This is a genomic window from Mesorhizobium sp. Arg314 (assembly GCF_053714275.1).
The window spans coordinates 57,007-78,581 of record NZ_JBSKBP010000008.1; the positions used below are offsets into that span (position 1 = coordinate 57,007).

Here is a 21,575-nt window from a genome sequence, read left to right on the forward strand (position 1 = left end):
CGGCATGCACGAAAGGAAAGCCTTCAAGCGCGTCGCTCGAATCCGCTTCAGCGCGACGCGCTTCAAGCACCTTGGAAGTCAGCTCATCCGGGAGACGAAGATGAAGAAGATTGCCGCCATCCTAGCCCTGTCCGCTTCGACGCTTGGCCTGTCGGCGGGCGTATCTTTTGCCGACTACACGCTGAACATCCTGCATTTCAACGATTGGCACAGCCGCATCGAAGGCAATAACAAATACGAGTCGACCTGCTCTGCCGAAGAAGAGACCAAGGGCGAATGCATCGGCGGCGCCGGCCGGCTGATCACCGTGATCGCCCAGGAGCGCAAGAAGCTCGAAGGGCAGAACGTGCTGCTGCTCAATGCGGGCGACAGCTTCCAGGGATCGCTGTTTTACACCACCTACAAGGGCGCCGTAGAAGAGGAATTCCTCAACCAGATCAAGCCCGACGCGGTAACGCTCGGCAACCACGAATTCGACGACGGCGAGACCGCGCTGGTGCCTTTCCTCGACAAGGCGAAGTTCCCGATCGTCAGCGCCAATGTCGTGCCCAACGACAAGTCCGGCGCGGCGGGCAAGATCAAGCCGTCGATCGTCGTCGAGGTCGGCGGCCAGAAGATCGGTATCATCGGCGCCGTCACCAACGACACGCCGGAACTCGCCTCGCCCGGCCCAAACATCGCCATCGCGGACGACGTCAAGTCGATCACGGCGGAGGTCGAAAAGCTGAAGGGAGAAGGCATCAACAAGATTATCGCCGTCACCCATATCGGCTACAAGCGCGAGCGCGATGTCATTGCGAAAATCCCGGGCATCGACGTGGTGGTAGGCGGCCACAGCCACACGCTTCTGTCCAACTCCGATCCGAAGGCCGAGGGCCCGTATCCGACCATCGTCGACAACCCCGACGGCTCCAAGGTGCCGGTGGTGCAGGCCGCGTCCTATTCGAAATATCTCGGCGAGTTCAAGGTCGTGTTCGACGACAACGGCGTCGTCAAGGAGGCCAGTGGCGCCCCGATCTATCTCGACAAGTCGATCACGCCCGATCCCGCCGTTCTTGCCCGCATCAAGGACCTCGGCGCGCCAATCGAGGCGCTGAAGAACAAGGAGGTGGCCGAGACCACCAAGCCGATCGACGGCAGCCGCGAGAGTTGCCGCACGCGCGAATGCGAGATGGGCAATCTCGTTTCCGACGCCATCCTCGACCGCACCAAGGGCCAAGGCGTCGAGATCGTCATCTCGAACGGCGGCGGCCTGCGCGCTTCGATCGACCAGGGCACGGTGACCATGGGCGAGGTGCTGACCGTGCTGCCGTTCCAGAATACGCTGGCGACCTTCAAGATCTCCGGCAAGGACCTTGTCGCGGGCCTCGAAAGCGGCCTCAGCCAGATCGAGGACGGCGCCGGCCGCTTCCCGCAGGTTGCCGGCCTCAAATATTCCTTCGACAAGTCGGTCGCGCCCAATGCCGGTCGCGTCAAATCGGTCGAGGTGATGGAGAACGGCGCCTGGACGCCGATCAATCCCGACAAGCAGTACCTCGTCGCCACCAACAACTATGTCCGCCAGGGCGGCGATGGCTACAAGGTCTTCGCCAACAAGGCCACGGACGCCTATGATTACGGCCCCGGCCTGGAGCAAGTGGTGGCCGATTATCTCGGCGCCCATCGGCCCTACACGCCGAAGCTCGACGGCCGCATCACCGAAATTGTGGCAACGACGGCGGCGGCGCAACCCGCCAAGCCTGCCGAACCGGTAAAGCCGGCCGAAACCGCTCCCGCCGCCACAACCCAGACGCCGGCAGCCGAGGCAGCGAAGCCGGCCGAGACCGCTCCGGCGAACAGCGAACCTGCGATGCCGGCCTTGCCTTCCGGTTCCAGCGACATTGCCGGCGCGCCGCCGGCCGTTCCGGCTGAGACTGCGCCCGCGGCGCCGGCCGCGGAACCGGCAAAGCCCGCCGAGACCACCCCGGCAACGCCTGCTCCCGCCGCCGAACCGGCCAAGCCCGCGCAAGCAACGCCGGCGGAAGCCAAATCCGCCGAAACCAGCCATACGGTTGCCGCAGGCGATACATATTGGGACCTGGCCAAGAAAGCCTATGGCGACGCCACCAAGTGGAAGCTCATCTCCGAAGCCAATAAGGATTATAAGCCGCGCCGCCTGCCACTCGGCGCGACGCTGACCATTCCGCCGGCCGCGAAATAATCGACCATCCGGAATTGATGGCACCCGCCCGGGAAACCGGGCGGGTGTTCCATTTCCAGACCCAAACGCGATAAGGTGCGGCCAGACGCAGCATTGAAAACCGGCAGGGCATCGCTAGTTTGGCGGCGCTACCGGAGACTGTCTATGACGCTTGCCAGCCCCACCGATGCCAAGGCCGTCGGTCCGCTGTCCGCCGACGCCGCGTCTGTCAGGCCGGGAAAGATCGGCATCATGCTGGTCAATCTCGGCACACCTGACGGCACCGCGTTCAAGCCGATGTGGCGGTATCTCAGGGAATTTCTCTCCGACCCGCGCGTCATCGAGCTTAATAAGGCGATCTGGTACCCGATCCTCTACGGACTGGTTCTGACCACCCGGCCGAAAAAATCAGGCGCCAACTACGCCCGTATCTGGAACCGGGAGATCAACGAGTCGCCGCTGCGCACTTTCACCCGCGCTCAAGGTCAGAAACTGGCCGCGGCGCTGGCCGACCTGCCCGATGTGGAGGTCGACTGGGCGATGCGCTACGGCAATCCCTCGACAGCAGACGTCGCTCAAAAACTGGTCGAGCGGGGCTGCGACCGCATCCTGACCTTTCCGCTCTATCCGCAATATTCGGCGACGACGACGGCGACGGCCAACGACCAATTGTTCCGCGCGCTGATGAAGATCAGGCGCGCGCCGGCGGTCCGCAGCGTGCCGCCCTACTATGACGAACCGGTCTATATCGAGGCGCTTGCCCGTTCGATCGAGCGGCACATCGCGACGCTCGACTTCGTGCCGGAGGTGGTGATCACCTCCTACCACGGCATCCCCAAACCCTATTCCGACAAGGGCGATCCCTATCGGTCGCACTGCCACGAAACGACACGGCTGCTGCGGGCAAGGCTAGGCTGGGACGAGAACAAGCTCATCATCACCTTCCAGTCGCGCTTCGGCGCGCAGGAATGGCTGCAGCCCTACACCGATGTCACGGTCGAGAAATTGGCGAAGGACGGCATAAGGTCGATCGCGATCGTCAATCCCGGCTTTTCCGTCGACTGCATCGAGACCCTGGACGAGATCGGCCGCGAGGCGGCCGAAACATTCCACCACGCCGGCGGCAAGAACTTCGCCCACATCCCTTGTCTCAACGACAGCGCCGAGGGCATGGCGGTGGTCGAAGCGCTGGTGCGGCGCGAGCTTTCCGGCTGGGTGTGACCGGCTTCACCGACTTATGCATGTCACCCAGAAGTGTGCAGCGGTTCTGGGACAACGACATGCATCAAGACAAAAGACCTAAAGCGCGTCGACTGAATCCGTTTCAGCGCGACGCGCTTTAGCCTGAAACCGGTGCGCAAAACCCGCCGCTAACCAATATTGGCGATCACCTGATTGTAACGTTGCGGAAACACACTTAAGTGATTCCGTGAGGTCGCCACCTTTGAGGGAGAAACGAAATGGGCTTTAGCGGTTTCGATATCGCCATCATTGTTCTTGTTTTCCTGGTCATTATCCTGCTTTTCAAGGGCATCAAGACGGTGCCGCAAGGTTACAATTACACGGTGGAGCGCTTCGGCCGCTACACCAAGACGCTGACCCCTGGCCTGAACATCATCAACCCGATTTTCGAGCGCATCGGCGCCAAGATGAACATGATGGAGCAGGTGCTCGACGTCCCGACGCAGGAGATCATCACCCGCGACAACGCCATTGTCGGCGTCGACGGCATCGCCTTCTACCAGATCCTCAATGCCGCGCAGGCGGCCTATCAGGTCGCCGGACTGCAGAACGCCATCCTAAACCTCACCATGACCAACATCCGTACCGTCATGGGCTCGATGGATCTCGACGAATTGCTGTCGAACCGCGACGCCATCAACGAGCGGCTGCTGCGCGTCGTCGACGAGGCGGCCCACCCGTGGGGCATCAAGATCACCCGTGTCGAGATCAAGGACATCAACCCGCCAGCCAACCTCATCGAATCGATGGGCCGGCAGATGACCGCTGAACGCAACAAGCGCGCCCAGATCCTGGCCGCCGAAGGCCTCAAGCAGTCGCAGATCCTCGAGGCCGAGGGCCGCAGGGAAGCAGCCTTCCGCGACGCCGAGGCGCGCGAGCGCTCGGCGGAGGCCGAGGCCAAGGCGACGCAGGTCGTGTCGGAAGCCATAGCCAAGGGCGACGTCCAGGCGCTCAACTACTTCATCGCCCAGAAATACACCGAGGCGCTGACCAAGATCGGTTCGGCCACGAACAGCAAGATCGTGCTGATGCCGCTGGAGGCCTCGTCGCTGATCGGCACGCTCGGCGGTATCGGCGAAATCGCCAAGGAAGTCTTCAAAGGCGATGGCTCTTCGGGCTCGCAGCGGCAGGCAGCCCGCCCGCCGGTGGTTCGTCCGAACGAGAACTGATGTCTGGATCGGTTCATCGTTTCATGGAAACGCCGAACCGCTCTCCCTTTGTTTTGACGCAATTCCGGACGGAAAGCGGCTTCACACCTTTCCTGGAATTGCTCCAATAGGTGGGCATTATGATAGACCGTATCGTTTCCGAACTCGGCCCGTGGAACTGGATGGTTCTGGGCTTTGTGCTCCTGGTGATGGAGATCGTCGCGCCGGGCGTCTTCATGCTGTGGATCGGCATCGCCGCGCTCATCGTCGGCGCCGTGTCGCTGGCGATCTGGGACGCGGCTTTCTGGAGCTGGCAGGTGCAGGTGCTGGTCTTCCTGGTCTTGTCGCTGGTCTCGGCTTTCGTCGGCAAGAAGCTGATGGCCGGCCGCCACGGCGATGCCGACCAGCCGCTGTTAAACCGGCGCGGCGCGCAGATGGTCGGCAAGCTGGCGACGCTGGCCGAGCCGATCAAGAACGGCCGCGGCCGCATCAAGCTTGGCGACACGCTGTGGCGGGTCTCCGGCCCGGACTTGCCAGCGGGCACGCAGGTGCGCGTCATCAGCGCCGCCGATACCGACCTCGAGCTGACGGTAGAAGCAGTCTGACTCCAGCGTCCAAGAATGCGTTGAGATTCAGGTCAGGCCGAGTCGAAGACGGGCGCGAAGCGACCAAACTGGATGGTTTCCGAGAACCGGCCTACGCCGGCCGAAGCCTCAACTGCAACGCCACTCATGATCGCTTCGGCCGGCGAAGGCCGGAAGCGCAGGAAGCGTCCATTTGCAGGCCGGCCTCACCTGAATATCAGCACATTCTATGCCGCGCCGATCCGCAGCAGGTCGTGCAGGTGTACAAGTCCAACCGGGCGTCCGCTCTCGACGACCATCAGGCTGGTGATGGCGGATGTGTTGATCGTCTGCAGCGCTGTCGCAACCAGCGTGTCCGGGCTTGCCGTCTTCGGCTTCTTCGTCATCACCTGATCGACGCTCATGGAAAGCAGGTCGCTGGCGATGTGCCGGCGGATATCGCCGTCGGTGATGATGCCGGCCAGCGCGCCGTCGGCGCTGGTGATCGCCACGCAGCCAAAACCCTTGCGCGACAATTCCAGGATCGCTTCGCGCATCCCGGTGCCCGAAGGCACCAGCGGCAACCGTTGGCCGACATGCATGATTTCACGCAGTTGGGTCAGATTGGCGCCGAGCTGGCCGCCCGGATGGAAGGTGCGGAAATGGTCCGGCGTGAAGCCCCGCGCCTCGAGCAGCGCGATCGCCAGCGCATCGCCCATGACGAGCTGCAGCAAGGCCGACGTTGTGGGCGCCAGCCCATGCGGACACGCCTCAGGCACGGCCGGTAGCAGCAGCACGACGTCGGCGGCCCGCGCCAGCGCCGAACTCTCCCCCGAGGTGATTGCGATCAACGGGATGGAGAAGCGCCTGGAATAGGCGACGATGCCCATCAATTCCTTGCTCTCGCCGGACCAGGACATGGCGATGATCGCATCATCCCGGGCGATCATGCCGAGATCGCCGTGATTGGCCTCGGCCGGATGGACGAAAAAGGCGGGCGTGCCGGTCGAGGCAAGCGTCGCGGCGATCTTGGAACCGATATGGCCGCTCTTGCCGACGCCGGTGACGATGGCGCGGCCCTCGATCCGCGAGATCAGGTCGATCGCGGCTGCGAAAGGCTCGGCCAGTCCGTTTGCGAGCGCGGCGGCGAGCGCCGCCACACCGGCCTGCTCCGTCGCCACCGTTCTCAGCGCCGATTCGATCGCAGCCTGCCTGTCCGGCTGCTTTCTTTCTGGGGACCCCGCATGCATGGCCAAGCGATTAGCGCTTTGCCGCGCCCCTGTCCAACAGAATTGCCGCGGTCTGCCGATGCGGGGGCTCCAAGGCGGCTCTCTCAACCCTCCGTTAACCATCCGCATTTACGGTTCGGTAAGTATGGCGCAACCGCGCCGCGCAAGCAGTGGTGACGATGTCCGGGGGCCAGCCTGAAGCGAAAATCGGTCGAAGGGGCATTGCCGTCGCAGCACTGCTGCTGACGGCAAGCGCGCTTACCTTGCTGCGGCCGGCGCCGGCGTTTTCCCAGGAGAGCGAGCTACGTGGCGAGGTTTCCGAATCGGCCATACTCGCCGACCAGCAGCGCAAGGCCAGGCAGTTGAGGGCGCAAGGGTCGCAGGATCAGAACTCGCCCGCAGCCGCGGCCGTCCAGGACACCGCATCGACGACGTACCAGCCTGCAAGTCCGGGTGCCGTTCCGGATGACAACCAGACGGCGGGCGCAACGGCCAGCATCTTCGACCAGCCACAGGCAACCGACGCCACCCCGGCCGACACGGCGACCCCGGTAAAGCCGCGCCGGCCTTCGACGGCGAAGCAGCGCGCTCAGGAGACCAAGGCAAAAGCTGACAACAAGACGGCCGACAGGAAAAAGGCCAAGAAGAAAAACGGAGAGGCGACGGACAGCACAACCACCGCAACTACCGCCGGCACGGTCAACCGGACCGACGCCACCGCCACCGATGACGATAACAGCAACCGCCGCGCCGTCACCATCGACAGCGTCGACAAGCAGAAGCTCGACCCAGGCCAGGAGCGCACCGCATCCATTGAAGGCCAGAAGGTCAAGCCGGAGGACGATCCATTCGCCGCGCCGGGCGTCAAGGTCGGCACCTTTCTCTTCCGGCCGACGCTCGAGCAGGGCTTCACCGCGACGTCCAACGCCGATTCCAGCAGCACCGGCAAATCCGCCGTTCTGTCCGAGACGGCGCTGCGTTTCACGGCGACCTCCGACTGGCGCGAGAATTCGGCTTTGATCACCGGCTATGGCCTGCTCCGCGACACCGTCTCCGGCGAAAAGATCAACGATGCGCAGGGCCGCATCGAAGGCCAGCTCAATGTCGACCTCGACAACGAGCTGCGCGCCATCGCCAAGCTCGGCTATGAGGCAGCTCCGGAATCGGCCTCCTCGCCGGATGCGATCGCCGGCGTCACCTCTCAGCCGCTGCGCCAGACCGTGGACGGCAGCCTCGGCATCGAAAAGGGTGTCGGCAAGATGCGCTACGCGCTGACCGGCGCGGTCTCGCATGATTTCTACGGCGATGCCGAACTCTCCAACGGCACCACCGTGTCGCAGAAGGATCGCGATTCCACGCTCTACACCGCGACCTTGCGCACCGGCTACGAGGTCTCGCCGGCGCTGACACCCTTCACGGAGGTCGAGGCCGGGCGGCGCATCTACGACCTGCGCGTCGACACCGACGGCTTCGAGCGGTCCTCGACCAGGCTTGGCGCGCGCGCCGGCCTCGAGCTCGACATGGGCGAGAAGCTGTCCGGCGAATTTTCCGTCGGCTGGCTGCGCGAAGCGATCGACGACAACCGCCTTCGGGCGGTGGCGGGTCCGAGCATCGACGCCGACCTCAAATGGTCGCCCGAGCGCGGCACCACTATCGGCCTGACCGGCAAGACCAGCGTCGAAACAACCACGACAGCCAACGAGAGCGGCGATATCCTCTACTCCGGCCGTCTGACCGGCGAGCGCCAGATCCGCGCCAATCTGACGGCGAATTCAGCGCTTGGCCTCGATTGGCGCGATTATACCGGCTCCGACGGCCACGATATGATCCTCAGCGCCGAGGCCGGGCTGACATGGTGGCTGAACCGCTACGCCGGGGTTACCACCCGCGTCAGGACGGAGAAGCTGACCAGCAACCTGCCCGGACGCGACTACACCGCCAACAGCGTCTATCTTGGCCTGAAGGTCCAGCGCTGACGCTTCGTCATCCTCGGGCGTAGCGGTAGCGAAGCGGACGCGCAGACCCGGGGATCCATGCCGTGCCTTGGGCCGAATAGTAAAAGCGGCGCAGAACAGAGGTGGTTTTGCACCGCTGCGATGTTCGCAGGTAACGGCATGGATCCTATGGTCTGCGCCGCGTCGCTTCGCTCCTTGCTACGCCATAGGATGACGAAGCCCGGTGGCCTTGGCCAGCAAACTAATGCATGTCGCCCAGAAGTGTACCCGGTACTGGGACGACGACATGCATAAAAACAAGGACTTAAAGCGCGTCTCCTGAATCCGTTTCAGCGCGACGCGCTTTAAGAAGCCGCGCCTCGGCGCTCCACCGGCCGCACCTCATCCAGCAGCGTGCGGATGACGCCGGCCATGCTTCCATTCATGTCGGTGCGCCAGAGCGCGAAGGCGACATTGGCCTCCACAAAACCTTCCGGCGAGCCACAGTCGAAGGTGCGCCCTTTGTAGTGATAGCCGTAGAAGGGCTGCTTCTTCTCCAGCTTCAGCATGGCGTCGGTCAGCTGGATTTCGTTGCCGGCGCCGCGTTCCTGGCTTTCCAGGATGCCGAAGATTTCCGGCTGCAGGATGTAGCGGCCGTTGATGAAGAGGTTGGAGGGCGCCGTGCCCTGCTTTGGCTTTTCCACCATCCCGGTGATGCGGAAGCCGTGATGGGTGTCCTCGCCGCGGCCGACAATGCCGTATTTATGCGCCTCGGCCGGGTCGCATTCCTGCACGGCGATGATGTTGTTGCCGGTCTCGGCATAGAGCTCGACCATGTCCTTCATGCAGCTCTTCTCCGACTGCATGATCATGTCGGGCAAAAGCAGCGCGAACGGCTCGTCGCCGACCAGCTCGCGGGCGCACCAGACGGCGTGGCCGAGGCCCATCGGCACCTGCTGGCGCGTGAAGCTCGTCTGTCCCGGCGCCGGCTGCAGCCGCTGCAGGCGGGCAAGCTGGTCGTCCTTGCCGCGTTGGGCGAGCGTGTCATAGAGCTCGAACTGGACGTCGAAATGGTCCTCGATGACCGCCTTGTTGCGACCGGTCACGAAGATGAAATGCTCGATGCCGGCGTCGCGTGCCTCGTCGACCACATATTGGATGACCGGCCGGTCGACGACGGTGAGCATTTCCTTCGGGATGGCCTTGGTGGCCGGGAGGAACCTCGTGCCGAGGCCTGCGACCGGGAAAACTGCCTTGCGAACTCGCTTCATGCTGCGCCACCCTTGCGTTTCGGCCAATTATCCGCTCGGCGGCGCGCTCCGCAATCCCCCCAGAGATTTTCACGCGGAAATCATTTTCACGCCGGAATGTTGGACTACCGAACCGCCAAGTTGAACGTGAGAGTTAAAAGCCGCCACACCTCTTTTTTTCGTTCCCGGCGGCGCCTATGGTAAACTAAATACTAACCCGGTTCGGCGTTGAATGATCCTTCGTGATTTGACGAAGGAGGAAATGATGTCCGTTCGCAACACCGCAAGGCGCCTGACGGCACTGGTGACGGCCGCCGGCCTCACATTGGCCCTGCTGATGCCAGCCGGACCCGCTTTCGCCGATGCCGGGTTTCGCCAATGGGTCTCGGGCTTCCGCGCTACCGCGGTCGCGGGCGGCGTTTCAGGCGCTGTCTACGATCAGTCCATGAGAGGCATCGAGCCAGACCCGGTCGTGCTGGAAAAGGCCCGCACCCAGCCGGAATTCACGGCGCCTGCCTGGGACTATTTCGACAACCGCGTGCATGACCAGGCGGTGGCCAACGGCCAGGCGATGGCGAGGAAATGGAAGCCGTGGCTCGATCGCATCGAGGCGCGGTTCGGTGTCGACCGCAACATCCTTCTGGCCATCTGGTCGATGGAATCGAACTATGGCGAGATCCTCAAGCGCGACGACATCATGCGCAACGTCATCCGTTCGCTGGCGACACTCGCCTATGGCGATCCGAAGCGCTCGAAATACGCCCGCACCCAGCTGGTCGCGGCGTTGAAGATCCTGCAGACCGGCGACATCGACGAGAGCCATCTGATGGGTTCCTGGGCCGGCGCCATGGGCCAGACCCAGTTCATCCCGACCAGCTATCAGCGCTACGCGGTCGACATGGACGGCAACGGCAAGCGCGATATCTGGAATTCGATCCCCGACGCGCTCGCGACCTCCGCCAACCTGCTCAAGAAGAACGGCTGGCAGGCCGGTAAGACCTGGGGCTATGAAGTCACCATACCGGCCGGCAAACTGCCTGGCGGAGCAAAGACGATCGCCCAATGGCAGACGCTCGGCGTCGTCAGGGCCAGCGGCAAGCCGTTCAGGAACCTGACCGACAAGGCAACGCTGAAGGTGCCCGACGGCAAGGGCGGCCCCGCCTTCCTGATGATCAGGAATTTTTCTGTCATCAAGGCCTACAACAACGCCGACAAATACGCTTTGGCCGTCGGCCTCCTGGCCGACGAGATCGCTGGGGGCACCGGCCTGGTGCAGGATTGGCAGCGGCCTTTCACCAAGCTCAGCTTCGAAGAACGGCAGGAGTTGCAGAAGCGGCTTTCCGAGCACGGCTATTATGACGGCAAGTTCGACGGCAAGATCGGCGATGGCTCGAAGGCCGCCATCATGGCCTATCAGGCCAAGGTCGGCTTGACCCAGGATGGCTATCCGAGCATGGAAGTGCTCAAATGGCTTCGCAAGAAGTAGAGCCGTCTAATGCATGTCGCCCAGAAGTGTACGCGGTTCTGGGACAACGATATGCATTAAAACAAGGACTTAAAGCGCGTCGCCTGAATCCGTTTCAGCGCGACGCGCTTTAGAGCAATTCCAGGAAAAGTGCGCGGCGGTTTTCCGTTCGGAATTGCGTGAATGAGATACTTAGGGCGGGCTAGCTTTTCTGTGAAAGGTTGAACCGCTCCAAGGCGCCAGGCATCCTTTCAAGCAGGGCGAGGATGCTGTAGCGCTTCGGCTTGCGCATGACTTTCCCGCGTCTGCCTGGTCATGCGCCAAGGGATGGAGAGGTGTTTGGTTCCGGTTGCGCGTATCAGGCAGGGCATTCGCCGGGCGCCGATCCTGATTCTTGCCCTTGCTGTGCTTGTCGTCACCGCCGCCGGCGCCTTCCACGCCCCTGCATTCGCGCAGGAGGAAAGCCATGGCTGGTCGCTGCGCGACCTTCTGTTCCCGCGCCGCAGCGAACGTGTCGAGCCGCCGGTCGAAATCCAGAAGCCAAGGCCGAAACCGAAGAAGAAAGCCAAGCCGCGTCCGCCGGCGGCGCCGGAAACACCGATCGTCGAGAAGACAAACGACGCCCGTGTCGTGCTGGTGGTCGGCGATTTTCTGGCCGGCGGGCTGGCCGAGGGCCTGGACACCGCCTTTGCCGACAATCCCGCTGTCAGGATCGTCGCCCGCAGCAACGGTTCGTCCGGCTTCGTTCGAGACGACTTCTACAATTGGCCGGCCGAGATAAAATCGCTGATCGAAACCGAGAAACCGTCGGCCGTGATCGTCATGCTGGGCTCCAACGACCGCCAGCAGATGAAGGTCGGCGACGTGCGCGAGCAGCCGCGTTCGGAAAACTGGACCAAGGAATATGAACGCCGCACCGATGCATTCGGCAAGGCCATACAGGACGCCAAGGTGCCGTTCCTGTGGGTCGGCATGCCGGCTTTCCGCGTGTCGAAGATGAACTCGGACATGCTTGCCTTCAACGACATCTTTCGCTCGGCCGCCGAAAAGCATGGCGGCGAGTTCGTCGATGTCTGGGACGGCTTCGTCGACGAAAACGGCGCTTTCGTCATCTCCGGCCCGGACATCAACGGCCAGCCGGTTCGCCTGCGTTCCGACGACGGCATCAACGTCACCAAGGCCGGCAAGCGCAAGCTCGCCTTCTACACGGAAAAGCCGTTGGCCAAGATCCTCGGCCTGGCGGCGCCGGGGAGCATCACGACCGTGTCGGCGCCGGCGGGCGCTCCGGTCGAGGCGCCGAAGCCGGCCGCCGCGCCCGTCATCGTCGACCGCACCGCGCCGATGCTGCTCGGCGACCCGGCGCTCGACGGCGGCTCGGAACTGCTCGGCGCCGCGCAACCGGCCAGGGCCGATCCGAATCTGCCTGGCGAAAAACTGATCATCGAAGGCAAGGCGCCCGCGGCTTCACCCGGCCGCGCCGACGATTTTTCCTGGCCGCCCAAGCAGCCGGCGACTGCCGCAGCTCAGCCCGGTACCACGACCGGTATCAATCAATAGGTTGGTAGCAACGAGAACGCCTGCGGCCTGCCGCAGGCCTAGGATTTCCAAACGGTCTCAGCGAGGCAGCACCGTCGACCCCATCAGCGCCTCGTCGATCGAGCGCGCCGCCTGGCGGCCCTCGCGGATCGCCCACACCACCAGCGACTGGCCGCGGCGCACATCGCCGGCAGCATAAAGCTTGTCGACGCTGGTTTTGTAGTCGCGGTCGTTAGCCTCGACGTTGGTCGAGCGACGGCTGTCGGTGGCGACTTTGATCTGGCCGTCGAGCTCCTTCATCAGACTGTCGCCCGCCGGGCCGGCAAAGCCGATGGCGATAAAGGCGAGATCGGCGCGGATGACGAACTCGGTGCCGGCGATCGGCTTGCGCCTGTCGTCGACCTCGCAGCAGCGCACGCCGGTCAGCTGGCCTTCCTCGCCGATGAATTCGAGCGTCGCCACCTGGAATTCGCGCTCGGCGCCCTCGGCCTGCGAGGACGAGGTGCGCATCTTGGTCGCCCAGTAGGGCCATACCGCGAGCTTGTCTTCCTTCTCGGGCGGTTGCGGACGGATGTCGAGCTGGGTCACGCGCACCGCGCCCTGGCGGAAGGCGGTGCCGATGCAGTCGGACGCGGTGTCGCCGCCGCCGACCACGACGACATGCTGGCCGCCGGCGATGATCGGGTGCGAGGGCCAGGCCACCGACTGGATCGGCTCGCCGCCGACGCGGCGGTTCTGCTGCACCAGATAAGGCATGGCATCGTAGACGCCGCTGAGGTCGCTGCCCGGAATGCCCGCCGGACGCGGCGTTTCCGAGCCGCCGCTATAAAGCACGGCGTCGAATTCCTCGAGGAGGTCGGCCACCTTCATATCGACGCCGACATTGACGCCGCAATGGAAGGTCACGCCCTCGCCCTGCATCTGCTCGATGCGCCGGTCGATGTAATGCTTCTCGATCTTGAAGTCCGGAATGCCGTAGCGCATCAGCCCGCCGGGGCGGCTCTCGCGCTCATAGACATGCACGTCATGACCGGCGCGGCCGAGCTGCTGCGCCGCCGCCATTCCCGCCGGGCCGGAACCGATGACGGCGACCCGCTTGCCGGTCTTCTTCTCGGGCGGATAGGGCCGGATATGGCCGGTCTCGTAAGCCTTGTCGGCGATCGCCTGCTCGACCGTCTTGATGGCGACCGGAATGTCCTCGAGGTTCAGCGTGCAGGCTTCCTCGCAAGGCGCGGGGCAGATGCGGCCGGTGAACTCCGGGAAATTGTTGGTCGAATGCAGGTTGCGGATCGCGTTGTCCCAATCGCCGTTGTAGACGAGGTCGTTCCAGTCCGGGATCTGGTTGTGGATCGGGCAGCCGGTTGGTCCGTGGCAGAACGGAATGCCGCAATCCATGCAGCGCGCGGCCTGTTTCTCGACCTCCTTGTCCGACATCGGCAGCGTGAATTCGCGGAAATGCCGGATGCGGTCGGAGGCTGGCTGGTACTTGTGCACCTGCCGGTCGATCTCGAGAAAGCCTGTTACCTTGCCCATAGTCCAGTCCCTGCTGTCCGAAGGCACGCCCCAAGAAGCCTAGCTTGTCGCGCACCCGTTAACCCCATAAGGCCGCCATGGCAACCGCACCTTGTTGGAGCATGACCTTCGCCGAAAACCGGTCCCCACTTTTCGGGGTCATGCTCTCTGAGGTCAGGATTGTTGGTGAGGATGCCAGCCGGAAAGTCATCTCCCCGGCCATGCCCGAAACCTATTCCGCCGCCACGCTCATGCGCATGCGTTCCATCTCGATCAGCGCGCGGCGATATTCCACCGGCATGATTTTGCGGAATTTCGGCCGGAAGTTCTGCCAGTCGTCGAGGATCTCGCGGCCGCGCACCGAACCGGTGAAATGAACGTGGTTCGAGATCAGCTGGTAGAGCCTTTCCTCATCATGGCTGGTCATGTCGCCCGACACGTCGACGCGGCCCTTGTGGTCGAGGTCGCCGCCGTGATGGAGCAGTTTCTCCATCAGGTCGTCCTCTTCCGGAACCGGCTCGAGCTCGACCATCGCCATGTTGCAGCGCTCGGCGAAATCGCCCTTCTCGTCCAGCACATAGGCGACGCCGCCCGACATGCCGGCCGCGAAATTGCGCCCCGTTTTTCCCAGCACGACGACGATGCCCCCGGTCATGTATTCGCAGCCATGATCGCCGACGCCTTCGACGACGGCGGCCACGCCCGAATTGCGCACCGCGAAACGCTCGCCGGCGACGCCGGCGAAATAGGCTTCGCCTTCGGTCGCGCCATAAAGCACCGTATTGCCGACGATGATCGAGTCCGCCGCGACGATTCTAGATTCTTCCGGCGGGCGGATGACGATGCGGCCGCCCGACAGGCCCTTGCCGACATAGTCGTTGCCGGCGCCGACCAGTTCGAACGAGACGCCGCGCGCCAGGAAGGCGCCGAAGGACTGGCCGGCCGTGCCGGTGAGCTTCACCTGGATCGTATCCTCGCGCAGGCCCTTGTGCTTGAAACGCTTGGCCACTTCTCCCGACAGCATGGCGCCGGCAGAGCGGTCGACATTGCGGATCGGCAGCTCGATGATGACGGGCTGCTTGGCTTCGAGCGCCGGCTTTGCCGCCTCGATCAGCTTGCGGTCGAGCACGTCGTCGATCGGATGCTTCTGCCGCTCGGTCCAGTGCAGGGCCTCATGCGGAGCGTCCGGCTTGAAGAACATCTTCGAGAAGTCGAGTCCGCGCGCCTTCCAGTGCTGGATGACGTCGCGCTTCTCCAGGAGATCGCTGTCGCCGATGATCTGGTCGAGATGCGTGAAGCCCATTTCGGCTAGCAGCGCGCGCACCTCTTCCGCCACGTAGAAGAAGAAGTTGATGACATGCTCGGGCGCGCCCTTGAAGCGCTTGCGCAGCACTGGGTCCTGCGTCGCCACGCCGACCGGACAGGTGTTGAGATGGCACTTGCGCATCATGATGCAGCCGGCCGCGATCAGCGGCGCGGTCGAGAAGCCGAACTCGTCGGCGCCGAGCAGCGCGCCGATGATGACGTCGCGCCCGGTGCGCAAGCCGCCGTCGACCTGCAGCGCCACTCTGCTGCGCAAGCCGTTGAGCACCAGCGTCTGATGCGTCTCGGCGAGGCCCATTTCCCAGGGGCTGCCGGCATGCTTGAGCGATGTCAGCGGCGAAGCGCCGGTGCCGCCGTCATAGCCCGAGATGGTGATGTGATCGGCGCGCGCCTTGGCGACGCCCGCCGCGACCGTGCCGACGCCGACTTCCGACACCAGCTTGACCGAGACATCGGCCGCCGGATTGACGTTCTTCAGATCGTAGATCAGCTGCGCCAGATCCTCGATCGAATAGATGTCGTGATGCGGCGGCGGCGAGATCAGCCCGACGCCGGGTGTCGAGTGCCTGACCTTGGCAATGGTCGCATCGACCTTGTGTCCAGGCAGCTGACCGCCCTCGCCGGGCTTGGCGCCCTGCGCGACCTTGATCTGCATGACATCGGAATTGACCAGATATTCCGCCGTGACGCCGAACCGGCCCGAGGCGACCTGCTTGATCGCCGAGCGTTCCGGGTTCTTGCCGCCGCCGGGCAGCGGCAGGTAGCGGTCGGCTTCTTCGCCGCCCTCGCCGGTGTTCGACTTGCCGCCGATCTGGTTCATCGCGCGCGCCAGCGTCGTATGCGCTTCGCGAGAGATCGAGCCGAACGACATCGCGCCGGTCGAGAAACGCTTGACGATCTCGGCCGCCGGCATGACGTCCTCGATCGCGACCTTCCTGCCGCCGGTCTCCTCCGCCAGCTTGATCTTGAACAGGCCGCGGATGGTCTGGGCGCGCGCGGTCGCGCTGTCGATCTGCGCCGAATAGTCCTTGAACGTATCCCATGAGCCCTGCCGCACGGCGTGCTGCAGGCTGGCGACCGCATCGGGCGACCACATATGCGCCTCGCCGCGCATGCGGTACATGTATTCACCGCCGACTTCGAGGTTGTTGCGCAGCACCGGATCGCCGCCGAAGGCGTCGCTATGGCGGCTGAGCGTCTCGGTGGCGATCTCGTCCAGGCCGACGCCTTCGATCAGCGTCGCCGTGCCGGTGAAATACTTCTCGACGAAATCCGACTTGAGCCCGATGGCGTCGAAGATCTGCGCGCCGCAATAAGACTGGTAGGTCGAGATGCCCATCTTGGACATCACCTTGAGGATGCCCTTGCCGATCGACTTGATGTAGCGCGAGACCACCTCGTACTCGTCGACTTCTTCCGGCAGCTCGCCGCGCTTGTGCATGTCGAGCAGCGTGTCGAAGGCGAGATAGGGATTGATGGCCTCCGCGCCATAGCCGGCGAGGCAGCAGAAGTGATGCACTTCGCGCGGCTCGCCGGACTCCACCACGAGGCCGACCGAGGTGCGCAGGCCCTTGCGGATCAGATGATGATGCACGGCCGCCGTCGCCAGAAGCGAAGGAATGGCGATGCGGTCCGGCCCTACCTGGCGGTCGGACAGGATGATGATGTTGTAACCGCCGGCGACCGCCGCCTCCGCCCGCTCGCAGAGCCGGTCGATAGCGCCCTGCATGCCGGCTGCACCTTCGTTCGAGCCGTAGGTGATGTCGATCGTCTTGGTGTCGAAACGATCTTCGGTATGACCGATCGAGCGTATCTTCTCCAGATCGCCATTGGTCAGGATCGGCTGGCGCACTTCGAGCCGCTTGCGGCGCGAGGTGCCGACGAGATCGAAGATGTTCGGCCGCGGCCCGATGAACGACACCAGGCTCATCACCAGCTCCTCGCGGATCGGGTCGATCGGCGGGTTGGTGACCTGGGCGAAGTTCTGCTTGAAATAGGTGTAGAGCAGCTTCGACTTGTCCGACATTGCCGAGATCGGCGTGTCGGTGCCCATCGAACCGACCGCTTCCTGGCCGGTGGTCGCCATCGGCGCCATCAAAAGCTTGGTGTCCTCCTGCGTGTAGCCGAAGGACTGCTGGCGATCGAGCAGGCTGACATCCTTGCGCAGCGCGCGCGGCTCGACCGGCTTCAGGTCTTCGAGGATGAGCTGCGTGTTGGCCAGCCAGGTCTTGTAGGGGTGCCTTGTCGCGATCTCCGACTTGATCTCTTCGTCGGAGACAATGCGGCCCTTGGCGAGGTCGATGAGCAGCATGCGGCCCGGCTGCAGTCGCCACTTTTGCACGATCTTCTCTTCCGGCACCGGCAGCACGCCGGCTTCGGAAGCCATGATGACGCGGTCGTCATCGGTGACGATGTAGCGCGCCGGGCGCAGGCCGTTGCGGTCGAGCGTGGCGCCGATCTGGCGTCCGTCGGTGAACACCACCGCCGCCGGCCCGTCCCACGGCTCCATAAGGGCCGCATGGTATTCGTAGAAAGCCTTGCGGTCCGCGTCCATGAGCTTGTTGCCGGCCCAGGCCTCCGGGATCAGCATCATCATGGCGTGGCTGAGCGAATAGCCGCCCTGGAACAGGAACTCGAGCGCGTTGTCGAAACACGCGGTGTCCGACTGGCCATCATAGGAGATCGGCCAGAGCTTCGAGATGTTGTTGCCGAACAGTTCGGAATCGACCGAGGCCTGGCGCGCCGCCATCCAGTTGTTGTTGCCGCGCACTGTGTTGATCTCGCCATTATGCGCGACCATTCGATAGGGATGCGCCAGCTTCCACGACGGGAAAGTGTTGGTCGAGAAACGCTGATGGACCAGGATCAGCGCTGTTTCGAAGCGCGGATCGTTGAGGTCCTTGTAGTAGGCGCCGACCTGGTAGGCCAGGAACATGCCCTTGTAGACGATGGTGCGCGCCGACAGCGACACGCAATAGGCGCCGATGTCCTTGTTGTCGTTCTCGGCATAGATGCGGCCCGAGATCACCTTGCGCAGCAGGTAAAGCCTAGCCTCATATTCCTCATCGTCGGTGATGTCCGGCGTGCGACCGATGAACACCTGGCGATGAAACGGCTCCGACGCGACGATATCCGGAGCCTTCGACAACGACGAATTGTCGACCGGCACGTCGCGGAAGCCGATCAGCGGCAGCCCTTCCGACTGCGCCGATTCGGCGATGATCTCTTCGATGTGGGCGCGAAGCGACGCGTCCTGCGGCATGAACCAGTGGCCGACGCCATATTGGCCGGCCGGCGGCAGTTCGACGCCCTTGGCGGCCATCTCCTCGCGGAAGAAGCCGTCGGGGATCTGCACCAGCACGCCGGCGCCGTCGCCGACCAGCGGGTCGGCGCCGACCGCGCCGCGATGAGTGAGGTTCTCCAGCATCGCCAGGCCGTCCTCGACGATCCGGTGCGACTTCACGCCCTTCATGTTGGCGATGAAGCCGACGCCGCAGGCGTCATGCTCGTTGCGCGGATCGTAGAGGCCCTGCGCGGTCATGCCGCTGGCCATAGCACGGGTTGGACGTTTAACGGCTGCCGCTTTCGTCTGCGCGGCCTGGCCGTCGATCGCAGATGGCGTCAGTTCCGTCATCGTCCTATCCTCCGTTCTCCACCTTGGCCCTGACTATTTCAGGGCGCCGGTTTGCCTTGGGAAGCACAACGCTTCCCCTTGATCCTGCTGCACGTCTCGCGAAATCTACCGAACCATACGGCTATACGCCCGGTTCGCATCCGGTATCGTACAGGTCAGAGCCGGGCCGTCTACCCGCCGCTCGCGACAATGGCCGGAATGGCCAGTGATGATACGCCAGTCCAGCCTGTTTTGTGCGACAAAATAAGACAGCACTACTGTCCTAAATTTTTTATGACAGAAATCGGGGAGGCACACAAGACTGATTCACAAAAATCTTGGCGGCGCCGCGACACAAAATTTCGGGACAAGCGCTGGAAACGCAAGGTTTGGTCCGGGCCTTTTGAAGGTGGCCGGCTGGCTTTACCGCTTTGCCAGTGATTGGCCCTTGCGCTTCGCCTGACGAAGCGATCAAGTCGCGCCGCTTTTGCCAATCACGATATGGATCCCTCGATGTTTTTTGCATCCGACAACTGGGCGGGCGTGCACCCCGATATTTCGGCCAACCTGTCGCGCCATGCCGCCGGCACAGCTGTCGCCTATGGCGACGGCGACCTCGACCGCGTCGTCTACCGTCGCTTCAACGAGATTTTCGAGCGCGAGGTGCAGGTCTTCTTCGTCGCGACCGGCACCGCGGCCAACGCGCTTTCAATGGCTGCCTTGAACCGTATCGGCGGCATCGCGCTTTGTCATTCCGAAGCGCATATGAATGTCGACGAGTTTGGCGCGATGGGCTTCTATACCGGCGGCGCGCGCATGGCGCCGGTCCCCGGACCGCTGGGGCGCATGAACCCGGAGGCCCTCGACCGGGCCATAAAGCGCTATTCGCAGGATCTGGCCCCTGCCGGTCAGCCGATGGCGGTCAGCGTCACCCAGGCGACCGAGGTCGGCACGGTCTATAGCGTCGACGACGTCAAGGCGATCGCCGAGGTCAGCCACCGCCACAAGCTGCCGCTGCATATGGACGGCGCGCGCTTCGCCAATGCGATTGCCGCGACAGGCGTCAGCCCGGCCGAAATGACCTGGAAGAGCGGCGTCGACCTCATCTCCTTCGGCGCCACCAAGAACGGCTGCTGGATGGCCGACGCGGTCGTGGTCCTCAATCCGGACGTCGGTAACGACCTGCGCCTGCTGCGCCAACGCGCCGGGCAGACTTTTTCCAAGGCCCGCTTCATCTCGGCCCAGTTCGAAGCCTATCTCACCGACGATCTGTGGCTGAAGATGGCCGGGCACGCCAATGCGATGGCCGCGCATCTGGCGGAGACGATCGAGGATGCGCCGGCCGGCAAGCTCGCCTGGCTGCCGCAGGCCAACGAGGTGTTCGCCATCCTCGGCCGCGCGACGGCGGAGAAGCTGCAGGCGGCCGGCGCCAAGTTCTACGAATGGGGCATGCCGCAGGGCTTCGACGGGCACCTCGGCGACAATGAAGCGATCTACCGATTCGTCGCCAGCTTCGCGACCACGACGGAAGAGATCGACCGTCTCGGTCACTTGCTTGGCTGAGTGTCCGGCAACCGGGAGCAGCCTGATGACCAAACCGTCTCTCGGCTCGACAATGCGGCTGGTTCGTCCGGCGCCGAACGTCCTGGGCTTCTACGATGGCCGCATCGATGGCGTTCGCATCTGGTCGGACGAGCCGAATTGGCTCGACGACGGCGCTTATACCCTCGGCATTTGCACCTATGCCATCGTCGATGGATCGCAGGCGCTTGTTTATGACACGCATATTTCGCTCACCCACGCCCGCTTCATCAGGCGGACGCTTGAAGACATGGGTGTGACTTCGATACGCGTCGTGCTCAGCCACTGGCATGACGATCATATCGCCGGCAACGAGGTGTTCGTGGATTGCGAGATCATCGCCAACCGCCTCACGGCCTCGGCGCTTGAACGCGGCCGGGCCGAGATCGAAGGCGGTAGTCCGCCCATCAAGCCGCTCGTACCGCCCAACAGGCTATTCGAGAACAGCCTCGGCCTGACGGTCGGAGCGATCCACGTCGAACTGCGCCAGGTCGAGATCCACAGCCATGACGGCACGGTGCTGCTGATGCCCGACGCCGGCCTGCTGCTGGCGGGCGACACGCTGGAAGACTCCATCACCTATGTCTCGGAACCGGAACGCCTGAGCGAACATTTGACCGACCTGGAGCGCATGGCCGGTTGGCAGTTCGATCGGATCCTGCCCAACCACGGTTCCTTGCAGGCAATCGAAGCAGGCGGCTACGACAGAAGCTTCATCACCGCGACTGAAGCCTATGTTCGAAAGCTGCTTTCCTGCCGGCAAGACCCAGGCCTGGCGAAACAAGATCTGAAGACCTTCGGCGCCGACATATTTGCCACGACGGCGACCGCGTATTTCGCGCCATACGAAGCCGTTCACCGACAGAATATCGAGGCGGTGATCGCGGCAAATGGCCAATAAGGTGTGTTGCAGCTAGTGGCACTGCACAGGGGTTTTGACCGGTCGGCTCTGTTTGCGTTAGCAGGTGGCATGCCTTGGAGATTGGCCGAAACGCTCACC

The 21,575-nt window shown here is 63.5% G+C and carries 13 protein-coding genes; 9 read left to right on the forward strand and 4 right to left on the reverse strand.

All coding sequences use genetic code 11. The features are described from left to right. Positions 1-100 precede the first annotated feature (100 nt). From ACWGS9_RS10795 to ACWGS9_RS10810, 4 genes are all read left to right on the forward strand, one after another. Positions 101-2,200 carry a 5'-nucleotidase C-terminal domain-containing protein gene (locus ACWGS9_RS10795; RefSeq protein WP_454505389.1) on the forward strand — a complete coding sequence of 700 codons (2,100 nt, stop codon included), beginning with the start codon at positions 101-103 and terminating at the stop codon, positions 2,198-2,200. Positions 2,201-2,344: 144 nt separating this feature from the next. Continuing rightward, entirely contained in the window at positions 2,345-3,400 is a 1,056-nt protein-coding gene (gene hemH / locus ACWGS9_RS10800) for a ferrochelatase (protein WP_454505238.1), read from the forward strand. A gap of 239 nt (positions 3,401-3,639) precedes the next feature. Beyond that, positions 3,640-4,590 carry an SPFH domain-containing protein gene (locus ACWGS9_RS10805; protein WP_320212509.1) on the forward strand — a complete coding sequence of 317 codons (951 nt, stop codon included), beginning with the start codon at positions 3,640-3,642 and terminating at the stop codon, positions 4,588-4,590. A gap of 119 nt (positions 4,591-4,709) precedes the next feature. Further along, the gene (locus ACWGS9_RS10810; protein WP_320309689.1) at positions 4,710-5,174 is read left to right on the forward strand and encodes an NfeD family protein; all 465 of its coding nucleotides are present in this window, start codon (positions 4,710-4,712) and stop codon (positions 5,172-5,174) included. Positions 5,175-5,380: 206 nt separating this feature from the next. Here the strand turns inward: ACWGS9_RS10810 and ACWGS9_RS10815 are convergent, their stop codons facing one another. Further along, entirely contained in the window at positions 5,381-6,382 is a 1,002-nt protein-coding gene (locus ACWGS9_RS10815; protein WP_454505390.1) for a KpsF/GutQ family sugar-phosphate isomerase, read from the reverse strand. 158 nt (positions 6,383-6,540) lie between these two features. Between ACWGS9_RS10815 and ACWGS9_RS10820 the strand changes: the two genes are divergently transcribed. After that, positions 6,541-8,337: an outer membrane beta-barrel protein gene (locus tag ACWGS9_RS10820; protein WP_454505239.1), complete on the forward strand. Its 1,797-nt coding sequence runs from the start codon at positions 6,541-6,543 to the stop codon at positions 8,335-8,337. A 323-nt stretch (positions 8,338-8,660) separates the two neighbouring features. Here ACWGS9_RS10820 and galU read toward each other — a convergent pair whose 3' ends face one another. Then, on the reverse strand, positions 8,661-9,566 hold the full coding sequence (gene galU / locus ACWGS9_RS10825; protein ID WP_454505240.1) for a UTP--glucose-1-phosphate uridylyltransferase GalU: 906 nt from the start codon (positions 9,564-9,566) through the stop codon (positions 8,661-8,663). 244 nt (positions 9,567-9,810) lie between these two features. Here galU and ACWGS9_RS10830 point away from each other — a divergent pair, with 244 nt between their 5' ends. Together ACWGS9_RS10830 and ACWGS9_RS10835 are read left to right on the forward strand one after the other, a co-directional pair. After that, positions 9,811-11,031: a lytic murein transglycosylase gene (locus tag ACWGS9_RS10830; protein WP_454505241.1), complete on the forward strand. Its 1,221-nt coding sequence runs from the start codon at positions 9,811-9,813 to the stop codon at positions 11,029-11,031. A gap of 318 nt (positions 11,032-11,349) precedes the next feature. After that, positions 11,350-12,567 (forward strand): SGNH/GDSL hydrolase family protein, encoded by a 1,218-nt coding sequence (locus ACWGS9_RS10835; protein ID WP_454505242.1) that lies wholly within the window; start codon positions 11,350-11,352, stop codon positions 12,565-12,567. Between the two features lie 57 nt (positions 12,568-12,624). Here ACWGS9_RS10835 and ACWGS9_RS10840 read toward each other — a convergent pair whose 3' ends face one another. Both ACWGS9_RS10840 and gltB read right to left on the reverse strand, forming a co-directional pair. Next, positions 12,625-14,079 (reverse strand): glutamate synthase subunit beta, encoded by a 1,455-nt coding sequence (locus ACWGS9_RS10840; RefSeq protein WP_454505243.1) that lies wholly within the window; start codon positions 14,077-14,079, stop codon positions 12,625-12,627. A 211-nt stretch (positions 14,080-14,290) separates the two neighbouring features. Next, complete coding sequence (gene gltB, locus ACWGS9_RS10845; RefSeq protein ID WP_454505244.1) at positions 14,291-19,015, reverse strand: glutamate synthase large subunit; 4,725 nt, start codon at positions 19,013-19,015, stop codon at positions 14,291-14,293. Between the two features lie 492 nt (positions 19,016-19,507). Here gltB and ACWGS9_RS10850 point away from each other — a divergent pair, with 492 nt between their 5' ends. Together ACWGS9_RS10850 and ACWGS9_RS10855 are read left to right on the forward strand one after the other, a co-directional pair. Then, a complete protein-coding gene (locus ACWGS9_RS10850) occupies positions 19,508-20,557 on the forward strand; it encodes a threonine aldolase family protein (protein WP_454505245.1) in 1,050 nt (349 codons plus the stop codon). 25 nt (positions 20,558-20,582) lie between these two features. Continuing rightward, positions 20,583-21,476, forward strand: a complete 894-nt coding sequence (locus ACWGS9_RS10855) for an MBL fold metallo-hydrolase (RefSeq protein ID WP_454505246.1) — start codon at positions 20,583-20,585, stop codon at positions 21,474-21,476. The last annotated feature ends 99 nt before the right edge of the window (positions 21,477-21,575 follow it).